Origin of the sequence: Spiroplasma endosymbiont of Polydrusus formosus, from assembly GCF_964263245.1 — a bacterium.
Classification (GTDB): Bacteria; Bacillota_I; Bacilli_A; order Mycoplasmatales; family Mycoplasmataceae; genus Spiroplasma.
In genome coordinates, this window is sequence record NZ_OZ181656.1 from 797,819 (window position 1) to 817,564 (window position 19,746).

General features: G+C 22.1%; 26 protein-coding genes and 2 pseudogenes. 11 read left to right on the forward strand and 17 right to left on the reverse strand.

Annotated elements, in window-relative coordinates; genetic code table 4:
• Positions 1 to 15 precede the first annotated feature (15 nt).
• From ACE38S_RS04245 to ACE38S_RS04260, 4 genes are all read left to right on the forward strand, one after another.
• Complete coding sequence (locus ACE38S_RS04245; protein ID WP_374696536.1) at positions 16 to 174, forward strand: hypothetical protein; 159 nt, start codon at positions 16 to 18, stop codon at positions 172 to 174.
• A 378-nt stretch (positions 175 to 552) separates the two neighbouring features.
• Positions 553 to 744, forward strand: a complete 192-nt coding sequence (locus ACE38S_RS04250) for a hypothetical protein (RefSeq protein WP_374696537.1) — start codon at positions 553 to 555, stop codon at positions 742 to 744.
• 282 nt (positions 745 to 1,026) lie between these two features.
• A complete protein-coding gene (locus tag ACE38S_RS04255) occupies positions 1,027 to 1,236 on the forward strand; it encodes a hypothetical protein (protein WP_374696538.1) in 210 nt (69 codons plus the stop codon).
• The gene (locus tag ACE38S_RS04260; protein ID WP_374696539.1) at positions 1,217 to 1,411 is read left to right on the forward strand and encodes a hypothetical protein; all 195 of its coding nucleotides are present in this window, start codon (positions 1,217 to 1,219) and stop codon (positions 1,409 to 1,411) included. Before ACE38S_RS04255 ends, ACE38S_RS04260 begins: the two co-directional genes overlap by 20 nt.
• A gap of 1,288 nt (positions 1,412 to 2,699) precedes the next feature.
• Here ACE38S_RS04260 and ACE38S_RS04265 read toward each other — a convergent pair.
• The 8 genes from ACE38S_RS04265 to ACE38S_RS04300 form a co-directional block, all read right to left on the reverse strand.
• Positions 2,700 to 3,008, reverse strand: a complete 309-nt coding sequence (locus ACE38S_RS04265; protein WP_374696540.1) for a hypothetical protein — start codon at positions 3,006 to 3,008, stop codon at positions 2,700 to 2,702.
• A gap of 342 nt (positions 3,009 to 3,350) precedes the next feature.
• Entirely contained in the window at positions 3,351 to 3,497 is a 147-nt protein-coding gene (locus ACE38S_RS04270; RefSeq protein ID WP_374696069.1) for a hypothetical protein, read from the reverse strand.
• 39 nt (positions 3,498 to 3,536) lie between these two features.
• Positions 3,537 to 3,791: a hypothetical protein gene (locus ACE38S_RS04275; RefSeq protein ID WP_374696068.1), complete on the reverse strand. Its 255-nt coding sequence runs from the start codon at positions 3,789 to 3,791 to the stop codon at positions 3,537 to 3,539.
• Positions 3,792 to 3,969: 178 nt separating this feature from the next.
• Positions 3,970 to 4,248, reverse strand: coding sequence for a hypothetical protein (locus tag ACE38S_RS04280; protein WP_374696541.1), 279 nt, complete (start codon positions 4,246 to 4,248; stop codon positions 3,970 to 3,972).
• A gap of 778 nt (positions 4,249 to 5,026) precedes the next feature.
• Entirely contained in the window at positions 5,027 to 5,173 is a 147-nt protein-coding gene (locus ACE38S_RS04285) for a hypothetical protein (protein WP_374696542.1), read from the reverse strand.
• 156 nt (positions 5,174 to 5,329) lie between these two features.
• Entirely contained in the window at positions 5,330 to 5,464 is a 135-nt protein-coding gene (locus tag ACE38S_RS04290) for a hypothetical protein (RefSeq protein WP_374696543.1), read from the reverse strand.
• Positions 5,465 to 6,144: 680 nt separating this feature from the next.
• Entirely contained in the window at positions 6,145 to 6,543 is a 399-nt protein-coding gene (locus ACE38S_RS04295; protein ID WP_374696544.1) for a hypothetical protein, read from the reverse strand.
• 549 nt (positions 6,544 to 7,092) lie between these two features.
• Entirely contained in the window at positions 7,093 to 7,239 is a 147-nt protein-coding gene (locus ACE38S_RS04300; RefSeq protein ID WP_374696545.1) for a hypothetical protein, read from the reverse strand.
• A 349-nt stretch (positions 7,240 to 7,588) separates the two neighbouring features.
• Here ACE38S_RS04300 and ACE38S_RS04305 point away from each other — a divergent pair, with 349 nt between their 5' ends.
• The 3 genes from ACE38S_RS04305 to ACE38S_RS04315 all read left to right on the forward strand — a co-directional run bounded on the left by ACE38S_RS04305 (position 7,589) and on the right by ACE38S_RS04315 (position 8,538).
• Entirely contained in the window at positions 7,589 to 8,008 is a 420-nt protein-coding gene (locus ACE38S_RS04305; RefSeq protein ID WP_374696546.1) for a transposase, read from the forward strand.
• 168 nt (positions 8,009 to 8,176) lie between these two features.
• On the forward strand, positions 8,177 to 8,320 hold the full coding sequence (locus ACE38S_RS04310) for a hypothetical protein (protein ID WP_374696547.1): 144 nt from the start codon (positions 8,177 to 8,179) through the stop codon (positions 8,318 to 8,320).
• Positions 8,296 to 8,538, forward strand: coding sequence for a transposase (locus ACE38S_RS04315; RefSeq protein WP_374696548.1), 243 nt, complete (start codon positions 8,296 to 8,298; stop codon positions 8,536 to 8,538). Before ACE38S_RS04310 ends, ACE38S_RS04315 begins: the two co-directional genes overlap by 25 nt.
• Before the next feature lie 18 nt (positions 8,539 to 8,556).
• Here the strand turns inward: ACE38S_RS04315 and ACE38S_RS04320 are convergent, their stop codons facing one another.
• The 9 genes and pseudogenes from ACE38S_RS04320 to ACE38S_RS04360 all read right to left on the reverse strand — a co-directional run bounded on the left by ACE38S_RS04320 (position 8,557) and on the right by ACE38S_RS04360 (position 14,910).
• Entirely contained in the window at positions 8,557 to 8,754 is a 198-nt protein-coding gene (locus ACE38S_RS04320; protein ID WP_374696549.1) for a hypothetical protein, read from the reverse strand.
• A 90-nt stretch (positions 8,755 to 8,844) separates the two neighbouring features.
• Complete coding sequence (locus ACE38S_RS04325; RefSeq protein WP_374696550.1) at positions 8,845 to 9,039, reverse strand: hypothetical protein; 195 nt, start codon at positions 9,037 to 9,039, stop codon at positions 8,845 to 8,847.
• Positions 9,040 to 10,714: 1,675 nt separating this feature from the next.
• Complete coding sequence (locus ACE38S_RS04330; RefSeq protein ID WP_374696551.1) at positions 10,715 to 10,948, reverse strand: spiroplasma phage ORF1-like family protein; 234 nt, start codon at positions 10,946 to 10,948, stop codon at positions 10,715 to 10,717.
• A gap of 989 nt (positions 10,949 to 11,937) precedes the next feature.
• Positions 11,938 to 12,338, reverse strand: a pseudogene (locus ACE38S_RS04335) (hypothetical protein).
• A gap of 167 nt (positions 12,339 to 12,505) precedes the next feature.
• Positions 12,506 to 12,808: a hypothetical protein gene (locus ACE38S_RS04340; RefSeq protein ID WP_374696552.1), complete on the reverse strand. Its 303-nt coding sequence runs from the start codon at positions 12,806 to 12,808 to the stop codon at positions 12,506 to 12,508.
• A gap of 250 nt (positions 12,809 to 13,058) precedes the next feature.
• On the reverse strand, positions 13,059 to 13,193 hold the full coding sequence (locus ACE38S_RS04345; protein WP_374696553.1) for a hypothetical protein: 135 nt from the start codon (positions 13,191 to 13,193) through the stop codon (positions 13,059 to 13,061).
• 221 nt (positions 13,194 to 13,414) lie between these two features.
• Positions 13,415 to 13,594, reverse strand: coding sequence for a DUF2649 family protein (locus ACE38S_RS04350; protein WP_374696554.1), 180 nt, complete (start codon positions 13,592 to 13,594; stop codon positions 13,415 to 13,417).
• Positions 13,595 to 13,742: 148 nt separating this feature from the next.
• Positions 13,743 to 14,137: pseudogene (locus tag ACE38S_RS04355) on the reverse strand (DUF3627 domain-containing protein).
• Between the two features lie 602 nt (positions 14,138 to 14,739).
• Entirely contained in the window at positions 14,740 to 14,910 is a 171-nt protein-coding gene (locus tag ACE38S_RS04360; protein WP_374697180.1) for a hypothetical protein, read from the reverse strand.
• A 74-nt stretch (positions 14,911 to 14,984) separates the two neighbouring features.
• Between ACE38S_RS04360 and ACE38S_RS04365 the strand changes: the two genes are divergently transcribed.
• The 4 genes from ACE38S_RS04365 (at position 14,985) to ACE38S_RS04380 (ending at position 19,383) form a co-directional block, all read left to right on the forward strand.
• The gene (locus tag ACE38S_RS04365; protein ID WP_374696555.1) at positions 14,985 to 15,263 is read left to right on the forward strand and encodes a hypothetical protein; all 279 of its coding nucleotides are present in this window, start codon (positions 14,985 to 14,987) and stop codon (positions 15,261 to 15,263) included.
• 716 nt (positions 15,264 to 15,979) lie between these two features.
• Positions 15,980 to 16,237 (forward strand): hypothetical protein, encoded by a 258-nt coding sequence (locus ACE38S_RS04370; protein ID WP_374696556.1) that lies wholly within the window; start codon positions 15,980 to 15,982, stop codon positions 16,235 to 16,237.
• A 206-nt stretch (positions 16,238 to 16,443) separates the two neighbouring features.
• A complete protein-coding gene (locus tag ACE38S_RS04375) occupies positions 16,444 to 18,336 on the forward strand; it encodes an ABC transporter permease (protein ID WP_374696557.1) in 1,893 nt (630 codons plus the stop codon).
• Between the two features lie 30 nt (positions 18,337 to 18,366).
• A complete protein-coding gene (locus ACE38S_RS04380; RefSeq protein ID WP_374696558.1) occupies positions 18,367 to 19,383 on the forward strand; it encodes an ABC transporter ATP-binding protein in 1,017 nt (338 codons plus the stop codon).
• Positions 19,384 to 19,746 lie beyond the last annotated feature (363 nt).

Here is a 19,746-nt window from a genome sequence, read left to right on the forward strand (position 1 = left end):
AGGAGAAAAACAAGTATGAAAAAGTTACTTAGTTTATTAGGTTTATTAACTATTAGTGGAACTTTAATACTAACAACAATTGCTGCTAGTCCTTATCAAAAAGAAGAAAAATTAAATGATATTAACTATTTACTTGTAAATAATTTAAAAAATTTAAAAATAAGTAAAAGATAAAAAATTAATTATAAAAAAATAATTGTTGATTCAAATGATATAGGTGATAAATATCAAATTATTTCTCTTATTGTATTAAATAAGAATATATACTTTACTACAATAAATGGAAAAATGTATGAATATTATTAACAAATAGAACAAAACAAATTAGTTATAAAAATTGGATTCGGCATACAAAATTGATCCACAGGCATTATTTTTAATAATAAAATAATATATTGCATCAGGAGCAAATTCATTAAATAATCAAAAAAGTTTATGAAGTAGATCAAACAAAAAAATCAAAAAAGCAGCTATAAATATTACTAATGTTTCTCATTCACAAGGACTTTTATTTATTGTAAATATAATTTTGGATCTCACGATAAAAAGTTTATGAATATTATTCTGTTACAGAACAACAAAAAAATAATTATAAACGCAAATAGTATTTTTCGTACTTCTGGCGTGGCTTTAAATAATAAATTATATTTTAGTTCAAATGATAGTAATGTTTATGAATATGACACTTCAACAGGACAACAAAAAATAATTCAAAACTTAGATAAAATCCGAACCTTTTACTAGTGTTAAATAATAAAATATATTTTTGTTCAAATAATGAAGGCAATATATATATATAAATATAATCCACAAACAAAACAAAATAGATTTGTTATTAAAATAGGGAATAAGAGTGATATATGATCTGATGACGCTGTATTAAATAATAAATTATATTTTGTATCTGATAGTAAAGTTCACGAAATAGATCCAATAGCAAATTATAAAAAACAGTTATAAATATAAAAGGTCAATCTCATTTAAGAGGATTAACATTTAACAATAAAGTATACTTTGCTTCAACTGATGGTAATGTTTATGAGTACTGATTATATATCAGGATATCAAAAAATTATTATGAACAATGAAAATGTTGGTTTACCATCTAATGGTATTGAACTTAATAATAAGTTATATTTTGGTACAGTAGACGGGAAAATATATAAATATTTTGATTTTTGTAATGAAAACATAAATAATTTTAAAAAAGATTTAAATGAAAAAAAATGAAATTAATCAATTTAAAACAGAATTATTAAATTATAAAAATGAATTTGAAAAACTCCCCGTGAAGTATGTTTCATTAGATCAAGATCAATTTTTAAAAAATATAAATAAAACAATAGAAAATATTGAAAAAACACAAAATTCATATGAAACAAAAATTAATATTGATATTAGAAATAATTAATTTAATAGTAATAAGTAAATTAAATAAAGTTTATTAAACTATAAATAAATGAAAATAAACAAATTTTATTTTCATTTTTAATTAAATTAACAAACACAACTATATAAAAAAAGGATAAATATGAAAAAGATATTAAGTCTTTTAGTAACAATCACTTTAATCGGAACAACAAGTACAACAAGTTTAGTTAGTTGTCAAAATGATAATAATAAATATAAATATTATTATGATTAGAAATAACAATCAACACCAATGTTAACAAAACCATCAGAAAATAATAACTGATCCTTAGTTAATAAAAATTAATATAAAAATGAATTTAATAAAAAAATTCATAAATTATATGCTATTATTTACTTTTTTAAATATAAAAATGCAAATATATTTGCTATTGATAAAGAAAAAATATCTTTTGCTGTTGTAACAGAAAATAATTACATAGCATTTGGTGGAGGTTTTATGTAAATCAAGTAATTTATCGTTGAAATGGCGATAATAAATCAGAAATACCAACAATAAACAAAGATACTGGAAAAATTATTGATTGGAAATAACATATATAAACTTAATTGTTCCTATATTTTTATATTGGATTAATTGTAATTTTAATAGCAGAATTAGATGTGTTTCTAATATTGTGTATTTTTACATTATTTGTACTAAATATTATATTTTAATTTTATGATGTAGGAAATGCTGATGTCCCCATGTAATAAATATCTCCGTAACCTCGACCCCCATAAATTTAGGAATAACATTTTTTGAAAACCTAATCTTTAATTTTAAATCATTAGTATAATAATCTTGTAAATATGTTTCTTTAATTTTATTATTATCATTATTTTATATTTTTGTTACTTGTAGAAAAAGATAAAAAAATACGTTCTCTCATTCATATGCAGTTCTAATTTTATTTATATAATCTTTATCAGTTGGTACACCATTTGTATATCCAGTAGCAAATGTTTAAATATCATTTACTATTATATTATCATTGTATAAAGCTATTGTATATTATCAAAATTAATATTATTAATTTGCATAACACCCTTGTTTCCACTGTTTGTAATCCTTTAATGTTCCGAATCAATCAGTATAACTCTGCTCTACTAAATTTAGGACCCGAAGTAAGGGGAGATAAAATATCTTTAATTTCCATTCCTTTATATAAAACTTTTAAATTACTACCTAAATTACTTATTTATATTGTATTATAAGAACCAATAAATTTGTCTATACTTTGAATTGTTGGATCAATTTGTTTTAAATCAATTTAAAATTAACAATTTTAATAATATGTAATATTTTCATCAAAATAATTGTGACTGGCTTTATCATAAGGTTTGGATATTTTAGCACAGTTACTATGATAAAGTGTGGAAAATAACATTGAAATTTGTTTATTTCAATCTATAATATCTTTTGTATATGGTTTATAGTTACACGGAACTGGTGTTAATACATATTTTGGGTAATTAAATGTTGATATTTTGTAGTTGTGGGGTAAAATAAATAAACTATTTTTATAATTAGTTGTCATATCGCGTAAATAACTATTTAATGTACTTTTTGTTTTTTCACGAAAATTTCATACCAATAATCTTAAATAACCTTCTTCATTATTAGTATATGGGTTATAAGCACAAAAGATAATTTTGAAATTATCTTTATATAATGCTTGTATTTAAAACATATCAATAATATAACTACAATTTGTTCCATCAGGTGTTTGTAATAATTCACAATCATTATCTTTTTCACTACGACCAACTGGTATTTGAGCATTTACCACTTTTGGTTAGTTAATTAATTAAATAAACTCGGTTTTTTTTGTTTAATTGTTTTAAATTATATGTTTAATAAACTATATTATTTGTTGGTTTACCATCATTAGTTAAAACAGTACCTACTAATTTATTGATTAATAAAGTTGTAAAATTTAAGCTAGTGACATTTGCTCCAAAAATAACACCAACTTTATCATATTACTTTGTTCTCTAAATATTTCAAATGGTAAATAACCTTTATTTTTCACATTATCACCTCAAAACGCATCATTATAAAAACTATAAATATTAGCACTCATAAAAAACCCATTTAATCATTGAAAATTAGGTCAAGTTTTTTAATCTTGATTAATTAATCAACCCCAAGGAATACCAAATGAAATAAATTTTAAGAATTTACCAACTCCACCGGTTATTGTAAAAGGATTAAATACTAATTTTTGATTATAGTTTAAAGGTAATGCAGTTATTTGACGGTTAATAAAATTATTCATATTTAAAATATCCCAAACATTACATGCACCCATTTTATTATATTCAATTTGAACTTGATCAACCGTATTATCAAATTCATCTTTTCTTCTAAAATACAATGATGCTTGAGTACCAATAATATTGTTAACTATACCCGTTTGTTTTTATTTTGTTTGGTGGTGTTATTTTTCAATCTTTTGATCAATAAAATTTAGAATCCTTATCTTCTGTATGAATAGTTGTGCCAACAGTGGGATTTGTTGCTGTTGAATTTGTTTTATCAGTTATAACAATAATTTAACTATTTTTTTGATTTAAAAAATCATATTTACTATCCATATCTGTTTTTCAATCTTTATAACCAGTTATCATAATTAGTTGAATCCCTTGAATGTTATATAAACTTACTTTGGGTGAAACATAAATATTTACTTTGTTGGGTGGACAAGGATACATGTTATACATTAATAAATCACGATAATTCATTACTTTTGGATTAAATTGACCTTTAATAATTGGTCGATCAATAACTGGCATATCAAAAAAGATCGGATTACCATAAAATTTAACCGTCATTGATCTAACACCAGGGTCTTTAAATAAAACCTCATCTAATTAAACAATGCCTTTATTTATTTTTTCATTATAAGTTATTTTAGAAAAACAATAACCTTCCCCGGGGCGCCTGATGTTTTAATAAATTTTTATACAGATAAACTACTATTACTAATTTTGTTATTAATACTTGAAAAAGTAATTTCTTGTCATAAAAAACTACCATCATAAGGTTAATAATAATTAATAATAACATTTGATATATATAATCATTGTCTATCTTGGGGTGCATAATTAATATCACCACCACCAATATTTAAACCACAGTCATTAAATACAAGTATAAAAATTATAATAATCATTAATATTTAATTTACTTGCATCTTCATCTAAACTTAATAAAGTGTATTGTTTTTCGGTTGATCGCTTGGTAAATACTTGTTCAAATTTAGCTTCTTTAAATTGAACTAAATTTCTATCATCAACAATATAAGCATCTCAATATTTACCAACTTTAACTTTTTTTGTGTAAAAATTATTGGCTTTATTATCATTATTAATAAAATAACTTAATTTATATTTATTTAAGTATTATAACATTCTATTAATATCATAGATGTTTTCGCCATCAATTAATTTTCAATAAACATTATTATTTTCATCTTTTAATTTTATAACAAAAAGTGTTTTGTTATTTGATCATAATTGAGTTAACTGGTTGATTTTTAAAATCATCAATTGTTAAGATATTAATTTCTTCACCTTTATATTTTTATACTATTTTTAAACTATCTTGTCATTAAACAATCGTACTTTCCATATTATCAAATATTTGTGAATAACTACCGTAATTACTTAGTTTAGCGTTATTAGGTTTTCAACTTGTTTTAGTATCGGGGATATACGAACTATAAACATTAAAAGAAAATATCATTTCAATGTCCATTATCTTTTATGTTTTCTCTTATATCTATTAAAGTATTGTGGTCCTGTTTTCTTAATTATTCGATAACCTCTGTGGGTTAATTATACTAATTTTTTAATTCTCCTCAACTTCTGCTCTACCTTGTAAGGAATTTTGATTATTACCAATTTCATCATATTACATTAATTTATTATTATGTTCGATCTCTTTGGTTTTCATTTTCTCTTGTCATGCCTCTATTTTTTCAAAATATTTTGTTGCTTCTAATTCATCGATGTTGTCATATTCAATTATGGCTCTTATTGGTTCCATTGTACCATTATCTAATCTAGCAGTAATTAATTAATTTTGTCACATTTGGTTAACTAAACTAGCACTAATAAATCAAAACCATAAGGACGTTCGCCTGCCTGTGCCATCTCATAAACCATAATATTTTAAAACAGTATCAAACATTTTAGTATAATATTGCTTACGGTATGCTTGTAAATAGGCTTGTTTTTCTAAGTCTTTTGTTTTTTTAAGTTAATAATGATTGGGTTTTATTTTGATCACCATCTGATTTATCGTCAAATGGACTAGAAAAATGACATGCTAAATATATTTTGCTCAATAATGGATTTTTGGTATTAGGTATATGTTTATAATTTTGGTGTATATTGTTACTACTTATAAATATTGTGATGATGTCTCATCTGATGCCATTTGACTTGATTTAATAAAAATATCATCAAAAATATTTTGATATACTTTTTTATTTCCCATATTATAGGTAGCAAGTAAACTATCATCTAATTGACCATATCAATGCGTGTATTATATGCTCATTTTTCTTTCGATTTAATATTAAAACTATCTTCTAAATCAAATTGTAATTTATAAAAATTTGCCATAGTAGATCAAGGGTTTAATGTAGTTGAAGTTAATAAAAATAAAGGATTAGGTTCATTTATTTTTTCTCAGAAAGGTACTATACCTAATTTATTTTTAAATTATCGAACCAAAACAAGTTTAACATCATCTTTGATTTGTGTTTTATTTTGTCCAACAACTACCTCGTTATTTTTTGGTCAACATTTAATAACTATTTTATCTTTGGTACAAATTAAATTTAAAATAAAGTCACTATCTGATTTATGATAATTTAATCAAATATCAGCACCTTGTTCAATTTCATTTATTTTACTTACGCGTGATATGAAGTTAAAATGGTTGATTCATAAATCAATATTTCCATCACTATTTTCTAATAAACCAAAAATAGTTTTATCCATTAAACTTGCTGTTAATTCATTTTTATCTAATTTTTTTATTTTATAAGTTTCATATCATCAATTTAATTTTTCTAAAATGTCTTTACGATGGAAACTTAAATAAAATATCTTTACCATTTATTAATCGCGTTTGATGGCTAGCAATAATATTTGCTAAATTAATTGTTCAATCATAATTATAAAATTTTAAAACACTATTAATATCATTTAAGTTTTATAAAATAAGGAAAGTATTATTCATGGTTATTTTTCTTCTTTAATTTTAAGATAAGTGCATAATTAATAATATTTACTGTTAATAAATTTGGCTCATTTGATAAAACTTGTACACATACTTTAATTTTTTGATATTTTTTAATATATTTGTTATATAAATTTAATTTACATATTGCGATATTATCTTTTTTTAATTATTGACAAAGTCTTTTTTAACTTGTCCGCAAACAGATATATATGGTCTTTTGCATTTATTACACGCTCATCATGTATTTACATGAATATCTTTTTTAATTAAGTTATTTAATCCCTTTGTTGTTATAATTTATAATCTGCTGAACTATTATGTTTAACCATTGATATTAATTCAAAATGTAAAGTATAAAAATCACTATCAAATATATCACCATATAAGTCTAGCATTTTTTCTTCCCTGGCATTTGGTTTATCTTATCATTTAATTAATTCATATTGTGTTTTACTTACAGAACATTTTTCTCATAATCATTTTAATTGGTTTGTATTTATCAACATTGTAAATGTTTCAATACGATGTCTTATTTTAAATTTTTGTTTTTGTACTGGTTTAAATGTCATATATTGCCCAAAAGAGTAATTATATTTCTTTTGATTTAAACTTTATAATGTTGAATAAGCACTATCATCAACATTTATTGATATTCCTTGTTGTATTAATTTAAAGTATTGATTTAATTGATTGTTATAAAATTCTAAAATATCTTTTACTTGTTATAATTCAATTTTAAATTGCTGTGTAGCATTTGAATGCATATATTCTGCTACTTTATAAGCTTTTTTATCAAATGAATTATATAATGCTAAATTATACTTGTAAGTGCAAGTAAATAAAATTGCAAAAAATTTCATATAAAAATTTCATGATGCTAAGTTTATTTTAGAAAAATTAAAGCAAGGAGTTTTTTATATGGGATATAAACATCTTGGCATAGATGAAAGAATTTATATTGAGAATCAATTGAAATTTAAATTAAAAATTAGTGAAATAGCTAAAAATCTTAATCGAAGTATTAGTACTATTATTCGAGAAGTTAATAGAAATAAAGATAATAATCATTATTTTTCATTAATTGCACAAAATAAAGCAGAAAATAGAAAACAATCACATGTTTATTTTCATAAGTTTAAAAATAGAGAATTAGTAAAATATGTACAACAAAAATTATTATTAGGTTGATCGCCTGAACAAATTTATGGAAGAATTAAAAATTTTCATAAAGAATGAATTATTAGTTTTAAAACAATTTACAATTGAATTTATTCTGGATTACTTGAAAAGGTTACTAATAAAAATTTAAGAAGAAAAGGTAAGAAACGAAAATCTTAAGAAAATCGCGGTAAATTTAATGGTAAATCAATTAAAGAACGAAATGTTAATGTTAATAATCGCATAACTGTTGGCCATTGAGAGGGTGATACTATAGTATCATCGCGAGGTAAAAGTAAATCATGTTTAATAACTTTAGTTGAAAGAACATCAAGATTTACTTTAGCAATGTTAGTTGAAAATAGAACTACTAAAGTTATTAACGAAAACATTAGCCATTATTTATCAATTCTTCCAAATAATCTTGTTAAAACTATAACATTTGATAGAGGTAAAGAATTTGCTAATTGACAACAACTTGAAAAAATTTAAATGTGAAAATTTATTTTGCTAATGCATATTCACCCTGACAAAGAGGTACTAATGAAAATACTAATGGGTTAATTAGAGAAAAATTTCCTAAAAAATTTAATTTTTCAAATACCACGAAAAATGCAGTTCATAAATTTATATTGTCTTTAAACCATAGACCAAGAAAAATACTAAATTATCTTTCACCAATCGAATATTTGGTTAGAAAAATAATTTAGTTGCACTTAACTTTACAATTAGGCAATCAAAAAATTGCTGATGTTGTATATTTTTTTTGGATTATTAGCATTAGCAATATCAACACCACCCAATAATTTCGTTGGTTGAATAATATCGGTTACTTGCATAATATAAATATGTCTTGCAAAGATTGATCAACTAGTGTTTGTCTCTGGCAATTCTCAACTCCACACTTTTGTTCTTTCAATATCCAATTGTTACAATCTTAATCGATCATTAACTTTATCTTATGGTAATTAATAATTAAGTTTTCAACTAGAATAATGAATAATAATTTTCATATTTTATTTTTTAATATATTTAATTTTTTCATATTTACTATAAATTATTTCTTCATTAAAAGATAATAATTCATTACAATAACCAACAATATATCGTTTTAAACTTTCAGGATTACATGTATTAATTGTTATTTTATTTTTATAACCACTAATAACAAAATCTAAATCACTTAAATCTTTTTTTGAAATTGGTCACATTCTTTTCTTCAATCAATAACTAATTTATATTTATTCAAATCAACAAATGCTTTTAATTTTTATTTTCGACTTGGTGAATGCAAATTTTTACAATATATTTTGCTATCATTTGATAAAGTAAAAATAAATTTTGATAAATTAATAGTATAAGGTATATTATTTTCATCCAACGTATTTCATATATTTTGAAATATACTACCTTTTAAAGGTTTACTCCGATACACACTAGCGATTATACAAATTGGTTCTTTAATTAATAAATTAATTTTTAATAATTCAACCAAACATTTTAATATTTGATATAGTCTAACCACTACGTTGTGTACCGATTTGATTAATTTAATTAACTAATTCATATTTCTTGGTAAATGCGATATTTATTGCCAATACTACTATTTTGTAATAACCAATAAAGAGTTTCTAACAAATAAGTAAAATTATTAAGCATTATTATCACTTTCTTTTTTAATATCTCTGATATTCGTTTGTAAATTAATAATTATTGGCTATTGATTATTTAAGTTTAATTCTTGTTCCGATTGTTTTTATTGCAGTGAATACTTATGATTAAATGCGACGCTATTAATATAACCTAGTATCTTCTGAAGTTTAACCATCCGTTTAATAAGTTCACTTTCTATTTTATCAACTTGTTTTTCAAATAAAAGAAATTATATTCTAACTCGCGTAAATATCATATCTTAACTTGCGAGAAAGGTTGAATTTATTGGTTAAATCATTCAAAGTATATAAATAAAAAAATATTATATAAGTAATTTATCACGTCAAAACTGCTCTATTTTACGATCAAATGTTCGTAAACTTGCTGTTTTTGGATTAAATTATTTCATTTTTACTCCTTTTTGCATATTAAAGTTACTTATTATTTAATAAGTATGATTTAATATGATTAAATAAAAGGGTAAATAGAAATATATAAAATAACCATAGCGGTTTTTTTATATTAATTACATTTTACATCAAAATAAAAAAAGTAAATTACTTTACTTTTTTCAGTTAAATTAATTTGCTAATAATTAACAATTAAATTGTAACATAATAAATAAAAATTACTATCTTTTTTTGCATTTTTATTATTTTTTATAATAAAGTCCTAAAATATGGAAAAAAGGGTAAAAAATGATAAATATTGATGAAAACTTTTTTAACAACTCTAATATCTTATTAGATAAACAAAGTATCGATTTGATTAAACAAAATTTAAAAAATTATAATAAATTAATTTTTAAAAATTATAAGAATGATAAAAGTTTAAAATAATATAAAGTAAAAAACAAAATTGAAATAACAGTAATAATTTTAAAAGGAGAAATAACTTTAAAAGAAGAAGATATTTTAAAATTAATCCAGAAATAGGTAAAGAAGAATATGTTTTTCTTTTAGATTTAATTGTTGGAATTGAAAAATGAAAAAGAGTAACTAATGATGTTAAAGAAAAAATATTATCATTTATTACTGAGAAAAAATATATAAGGATATTTTAGATACTATGGAACATTTAAAAATTAGTTTAATGACAATATCTAATATTATGAAAAATTTTAAAAAATACAAAAATATATTGACAACAAAATTAAAAGTAATATAATCTAATTAAGTAAATGGTATATTATTTCACGATTTATAAGGTATTAATTTAAAACCACAAAATAATTTATGCGACCATTGATTTTCTAGTTAAATTAATATCAGTACTAGATTTATCTAAATTATTAATAATTTCAAAATTAAAAATTATTCTTTGATTACTCAAATTTAGATTATCATAGTTTGGATTTCCACCTTGCTTAACTATAATATTTTCCTGCACAATAATATTAATATACTTTAATAAAAAAGAACGAACATTTTGATACTCGTTATCAGTCCCAAAAATGGGATTTGTCATTAGTATCTATTTTTGGCGTTTCAGGTTCGTTTTTACTACATTTCAACAATAATATGATTTAAAAAGATATCATATAATATCCCATTAACAACATGATAAGGAAATCTACTATTATCTCAAATTGATTTATTTGAAAAATTAAATTTTATAATATAAAAATTATCATTTTGTTTTTTTACAATTACAATATATCATTTATCATTATAAGTTAATGATTGAGATATTTTTAAAGTAGGATTAATAAAATAATTTGTCTTCGACTAATTTTCAAAAAACTACTGCGTAAAAACATTGTATTAAGAAAATCAGTTTAACTTATTCCTATTTTTTTTTGTTGATTAACAGTATAAGTTTGTTGATCTAACAGTTTTAATGCTGTTAAAGTAATAAAAGGAATAATTAAACCCAAAAAACCTAAAATTACTACTGAAAATAAAGAATAATGACTTACACATTATTCTTTACCACCTTATTTTTTTATTTTCTTTTATTAATTTGATAATTTGATTAAACAAATAACCATAAAAATAATGAATTATTAAAATATATCATAATATATCAAATCATAAAACATAAATTATATAACCATTTATACCAGCATATTTCTCTTTTAATTCATCAATAGTTGAAACTGTATCTAATATAAATACAAAGGTTAATGAAAAACTTGTAATAAGATACAAAATTAAATCAATCCAAAAAATAAATAAACTATTTTTTTTCCTTTAATTTTTATTATCCATAATTTCAACTACTAACTATACAATGTTTTTGAAACAATAAACCCAACTATATATAAATTTGATATTGTTAACATTAAATGATGACTAAATAAAATTGCCATTTTACAAATAAAAAAAGTAAAAAAGTATCTTAGTTATATAAATCCATAATAATATTTTTTGCTGATGTTAATTGATTAATAATCACAGTAATAAAATCAGTACAAAAAATAGTCATCGCTGCAACTAATAAAACTAATCTAATAATTATTTATTCACTCTCCGATATCTTTGTTCTCTTGTTTTTTTTGCTTGTTTTGTTAAACTCGATAATTGTTATTTATTACAATTAATTTTAAACTGTTTATGTTTTTTAATGTGTTTTTGTATACCTTGTTTAGTGTTTTAAACCCCATGAGCATTCTCATAATAAATATTTGATAAATCACTTTGTACTGTTTAACCTAATTAATTGTATTGAGTTCTTGTTCCATGAATTGCATAAATAGATAACTTAACAATCATAAAAAAGATAATAAAATAAGCAATTGTCATATTTGTCATTGGTAATTTTATATTTCAAATTACATCAAAAATAAACAAAAAACACCAAAAATAAAACTAAAAATTTTATATCAATTACTACTTTTTGATAATAAATTAATCATTTTTACCACTTCCTTTTTTCTTTTTTAAGTTTTAAATTCTTTTTCAAAATATCAATATCAAGCAAATCTAAACGATCTTTAACGCTTAATTTAGTAATTTCTGAACAGTAATATTATTTATAATTAACTATTTCATAATTTTTTAAATCAAGAACAAACTTTAATTATTAACTATCATATTTTTTAACAAATTTTAATGGAATAATTATTTTTAAAAACCTAATTCCTAATCAAATATCTGATTTGTGTTTTGCTCATTTACCTTCTGTTGTTTTTTCTACTGATTTTGTTTTTCAAATTTCATAATCCGTAATATCTTGGAAAATACCAATTCGCATAATAAAGAAACGATTAAAAAAATTCAATCCTTTTTTAGCAATCGGTTTTTTCAATGAAATTGAAATAATAATACCACTTGCTAATTGTCGTATATTATTTCAAATCATATCATCACGCTGAGCAGTAAACAAAGCACTATTACCAAAATGTCTTGCTAAAACAACTCACGGTATATTACCACTATGATTTTTTTCTAATCGTTGGGGCTAGTTCCATCAATATATAAATAACTTTCATTAAATAAAATAATACTAACCATCATATGGGAACTGGTTTTGTTTGATCAGTAAAATATAAATTTTTAAACGTTAAAATTTTAACTTTATCATTTTATAACAGATAATTACTATAAATTTTATCTGTTAATAATTTCATGGTTTATTATAAATAAGTTAAAAATAAAGTTTTTCCCGTTCATAATTTACCAATAATTACCGATAATGGATTATCTCAAACAAAATTAACTAACTGAAAAGCATTTAACTGATAAAATATGTTTTTCCATACTCATCACACAAAATAAACACATTGCAAAGCAAATAATAATCAAAATACTAAACCACTATAATTTAATTAAATTATCCAAATTTAATAAATCAATTAAACTAAAAAAAATCATTTAACCACTAATATAACAATAATTTTTTAAGAAAAATATAAGATTTTTTTATTACTTAAAATACTTAACTATTTTAAAAATCATTCACAGTAAAAACCAATTTAAAAAAAATTACAATTTAAACATCAACCATTATAGTTAAATATTCATTTTGTGTTAAATTTAAAGCTGTAATATTTTCAACATTCGTTTTATTTATAAACAAAAAAATGAATAAAAAAACTCTTTTAATTTTTCTCAATCATTTTGCATATTTAAAAACTTCACATTTTTTTAATAAGTTTAAAAAATATTCCAAAAAATAAAACTATAAATAATATAAATGATAAAATATATAAAAATTCAGGAGCATTTGAACCAATAATATAACTAACAAATTTAACTAAACAATCATATAAGCTCATTAAATTTAAACTTTCTAAGTCATTAATTAATTGTTGTACTTTTTAATAACTTAAATTTGTTAAATTATTATTGCTATTTATCTTTACTTTTTTAGGTTTATTTGAAAATAATGTTTTATGCATACGATTAAAATAATTTTGTTTATATTTATTATACAAATTAATTAATTATGTTCCAGTTAAAAAAATTCAAGTATGTTGTTTAAAATTTTCATCATATCTTACAATATAATAAGAATTATCATAAATTAAACCAATCGCTACTTGTCCGAATGTTTTTCACTAGGATAAATAAATTTATTACTCAATCAAAAACCAATATGATGATTATGATTGGGTAAATTTATAAAATTTGCTTTTTCTGTTTCAAAAACCATCAACTCTTTACAAATAAAATAATTTTCTACATTTTTATTTTTCTTAACAAAATTACTCAATTTTATCAACTCCTTAATAAACATTGTTAAATATATAAAATAGTAAAAATTTGCACAACGAAAAATATTATTAAGTTTAAAGTAATAGTTATATAAAATAAATTAATAAAATATAAATAAATTAGTGTGCCTTAGTTTTTTACCACTAAAATCCTTTAACCATAACACGGAAAAATTTAATATCTTAACAACAACAAAAATACCAAATGGAATTAAAATAATTCACACATCACCAAAAAGGTTATTAATTGTGGTAGTACAGTATAAACAGCATCTTTAACTTTCATCATAGATTGTCTTAATATACACTTCAATGGAATCCATTCCACCTGAAATATTAGGATTATCTGCATCTAGAAAATTAACCGTTGTTGTTAAATACATACTTAACATTATTTCTTATCCTCTTTATTTAATTTTTTTTATTTGCTTTAATTTGGCGAATTTTTTGATAAATTGATAAACCAATTCATGCAAAAATTCCTAACAAAATCAAAATACTAAATATTCATGTTAATCATACTGGTGTGATATAATTCCTTTCAATAAATTAAAAAATTTAAATTTGCAAATTTGCTCTGCTCGTTGTCGTTTTTCTCCTTTTAAAAAAACATTATTGAATAAATTATCCCGCGTAAATTTATTAACGGATAATTTATTATTTCCTTTTTAATTTCAATATCTTTTGCAATCTTATTGACAGTATTAATAATATTATCTTTATCATACTTTTTCAATAACGACCGGAAAATAAAATATTGCTTTGTTTGCATAATTTCAACTACTTATTCAAAATATTAATAAAATTTATTTATAAAACTGTAAATACCACAAAAGCACAAAATGTGTGTGTGGGGGATTTTTTACAAAAATATATGAAAATGGCTTTACCCCATCAGAAACAGTTGTATTAGGTTCAGCTGATTTTATTCGTGGCATTCCGCATGATAAATTACAACTACAACTTTGAACAAATGACCAAATAAATAGTGTAATCAGAACAAGTGGGGCAATGAAAACTATTGAAAGAACAACATATTATATGGTTCCAACTATATGGTTCATAAAAAAAATACCAATTATTAATAAAGATGGTTCAGAAAGAATAATTAATCTATTACCATAATGTGTTAATACAATTGCCTTTAAATTTAGTAAAAAATATGACCCTCTTATTTTACACAAAAAAAGACCATCTTTATTAATAATTGGTGCTACGGCATTAGGGACTGGAATGGTAATACTTTGATTATGGAAAGAGTTTTTATATTTGGGCGGAGCAGTAGTTGAGCCAAAAGGAATTATTAAACATATTGTTGCTAAAATTGATACTAAGAAAGAATAAATCAGTAAGGCGTCCTGTGCGATTAACCAGCAAAAAACAATTATTATAAAATTATTTTTTTTTATTTTTATATTAAAAAACATAAATTTATTTGCATTATTGATCGGATATTATCTTTAAATTTAGAACTTTTATCATAAAACAGATTAAACTATGTTTTCCCTACACAAAATAAACAATATTTTCATAAATCCTTTCAATAAAGGTGTTATTTGGTGAATAATTTAACAATATATAAATTTGGCCGTTTGTATCTACACAACGCCATTTCATAAAGTTATCATTTTATAACCATAAATTTCTTTAATTATTATTGAAAAAATCAAATTACCGAATTACCTCAAAAGTTATTGCCTTTGTTAAATGTAATGATAATTTTGTTGAAGTATATGCATGAGGAGTAATTTTTTATAAAAGAGATCATTGAAGAAGTTGTCTTTGGAACACAAAGAGATAATAATCAACAAGATAATTTGAAGGAAGAAATAAATTCAAACATGTTAATTAAAAATAATAAACCAACCCTGAATAAGAGTATGACAGTTTCATCATTGGCGATTCCAATTTCAAATGATGAGCTTATTCAAATTAGTAATGTTAAACCAAAAATTAAATATTGAATTTGGATTATGGAAATTATTGGTGTTTTATTGTTGACAAGTGGTGTTGAGGCAATTGGCTATGAAATATATCGGCGAACGACATATTATAATTTAATTAATAAGGCATTTGTTGGAAATAAAAATAATAAATAGAATAATCAAAACAATATTGGTGAGGATGAACACAATTAAAGATAAAAGAATAAAAATAATAAAAAAATTATTGCTGTTATGTTGTATATTACTGAAGAATAATTTATTTAATTATTAATTAATTATATTAGTAAAACAAATTAAAAAATGATAAAATATACTTATATTAATTTAGTAGATATAAATAAATAATTTAAGGAAAATAGATGGGAAACAAAATGTTAAAAAAGGGAAAATCAAATTCATGATGGTCAATAATATCTTTTTCGATTTTTAAAATTCGTCGTTCAATGTCAGTCTGAGCGTTACTTTTACTGTCGATTGTTTTATTTGGAGCAATTACGGTTACTCTTTTTTTATCTTCAAAAGATGTTAATGAATTTTTAAAAAATTTTCAGTATGCTGTATTTATTTTTAATAACATTTTATTATTATTGTTTGTTTTGTTAGTAATTATTAAAATTTTTGGACGAGAGTTTGAAGATGGAACTTATTTATTATTAATTTCAAAGCCATATTCCCGTTTTGCTTTATTTTTATTAAAATTAATTTCGATTTGAGTTTTAATCATTCTTTTTTTAGTAGTAATTGTCTTGTTCGCTTTCTGTGCTGGTTATATTGGAAGTTTATTTAAACAACATGACACCGAATATTTCCAAGTTTATCAAAATTTATTATTAAAGTTATTTATTTATTCTTTAATATTATCTTTTTTTGCTTCAAATGGTATTTTATTTGCGATAACTTTTTTAAATTCACAAATTGTTTTATTAATTGTTGTTATTTTCTGTAGTTTGTTTTTAGTTGGTGGGGTACCATATTCATTAATTGTGAGTTTAACGAATAACATCGATTTATCATTTGATAACGAATCAATTGTTAAGCAAAATTATCCCGTTAAAATTATTAAAGATACGATTAATTTTAAAAGAAAATTAGAACAAAAATTAATTAAATATGATAAATTAACTAATGAAATGTGAAATTTTTATAGTCAATATGACTATGATGTTTTAAAAAAAGTTTTTGATAATGCTGATTATCAAAATATTACAGATGATTCGACGTTAAGAATTCAACGTTTAGAGTTTTATAAATCACTTGATTTAATTAAAACAAAAGAAAGTGAATATGAAATTGATGGTCTTCAAAAGTGGGATTCAACAACAAAATATAATTATGGTGGAAAAGATAGTACTGTCAGTCAAATTATTAGCAGTGTTGGAACACAAAATTTTAAAATGAAAGTTCATTTTGCAACTGACTACTTTTTTAAAGCACCAAGCGAATTAGACCCACATAATAATATTCATAAAGAACTACTTGATTTTATTAATGTCATTGGCAAAAAAATAACATGATTTTCATATTTTAGAATAAATTCTTTTAATGGGACTTCTTTATTTTATTTTAATTTAGATAAATCATATTATAATCTATCATCAAAAAATAATGATCCAAAGATAGTAACTGTTGACCGAAAATTATCAGAATCAAATTCATTTAATCCGGTATCGGTCTTTAAAGCAGAATTTGATCGAATGGGTGTTTTACCAATTGAATCAATTTATAATAATGGTGATGATTTTCAAAAATGAATTTTTATTTATTTTGGAATTAAAAATTCAGATGATCTTGATTTTGATAATGAAAATGATTTTGTCGTTAAAACGCTTTATGTTTTACGGGAAATTGAACTTGATATTGTAAAAAAAATAATGGATTATAAATTACTTGAATTAATACCATTAAAAACAAATAACGCCTGACAAAAATATAATGATTTAATGAAAACTTATAGTTTAATTTCTAAATTGAATATTATTGAACATTGAAATCAAATTTGAACAAGTTTATTATCTTATGTTCCGTTTTGATTTACTCCAATTGAACGAAGCAATATTGATTTTACTGTTCAAAACAATTATTTAATGAGCTATCAAGATTTCTCAATATTGTTGGACATAACAGATAAAAAAGTTAATCTTTATCCACCACCATTATTAAATATTAATTTATTATTATATATTTATTTAGGGATATCTGGTTTATTTTTAATTAATTCTTACCTAATTTTACGCCGAAAAAATATTACTTAAATGATATGATGACAAAGGAGATATTAAAAGATGAATAATAATGTATTAGTGCTTAGTGATGTTGCCATTGCTGCGTGTAATTTTAGTAAAAAATTTAAAAATAGTATTATTGGTCCTTTTAATTTTAATGTTGGCCCAGGGAAATTACATGCTATTTTAGGGTCGTCAGGAAGTGGAAAAACGGTTTTTATTAAATCTTTAATTGGTGGTTTAAAGGGTTTTAAAGGGGAAATTATAGTTTTTGGTAAAAAATCAACAAAAATTAGTATGAAAAAAATGATTGGATATGTACCAGAGTTTGTTACTTTTCCCGAAAATATTAGTTCTTATAATTTTTTAAAGTATTTAGGAAAAACCAATGGTTTACGCGGAAAATATCTTCGCGACCGTATTGAATACTTAATGAAATCATTAGAAATTTGAGAACACCGTGATAAGGATGTTAATTCCTTTTCATCGGGAATGAAAAAAAGGGTTATGATTATTCAAGGAATTATTCATGATCCAGAAATTTTAATTTTAGATGAACCAGAAGCCGGATTAGATATTAATAATCGAAAAAAAATTATTTTTTATTTAAAAAAGTTAACATTATATGGTAAAACAGTCTTTTTTTCTTCTCACTTATTAGATGAAATTAAAGACTATATTGATGAATTTACGATGGTAATGAGTGGAACACAAATTTATACAGGGCAATTAGATACTTTTAATATTAAAAATAGTTATTATATTGTTACAAATAATCCCCAAGAAATGATTCGATTTTTTAATGCCAACCGTGTTCAAAACTGGTATGATAGTTCAAATAATTCATTAAATTTTGTTTTAAATTCGCCATTACATTTATATTATGTAACGCAGTACGCCTTAAAAAAACGTATTAAAATTGTAAAAATTAGTGAAGTTGAATTTTCATTTAATTTCTTATTGCAAAAACTAAATATTACCTTACCGCCTAATATGACTACTAGTCGTAAATTACGGAAAAAGCAATTTAAAAAACAGCACCAAAATTGGCCGGGGCAAGGAGGTTTTCCTTGATAGGATATAGAAAAAACTTATTTTTAAAATATTTTAATTTAAATTGTATATTGTAAACCAAATACAACACTTTATGAAAAATAAAAAAAACAATCTCACAATAAATTTTTCCGGTTCATCGTACATGAAAAGACGCGTAATTATATTTTATTTAAAAGTCCACATAAATATGGTCCAACTTATTGGAACTTATCCAACTTGTAAAAAAAAATTACAATAATAAAAAAGGGAATAAAATAAAATATACATAAAAATATTAAAATTTTAAATAATTTTATTGATGTTTGTAAACAAGTTACTAATTTAAGTATTTATCATTTTTTACAATGAACCGAAAAAGATAAATCTTATAAATGGAACTAAAAA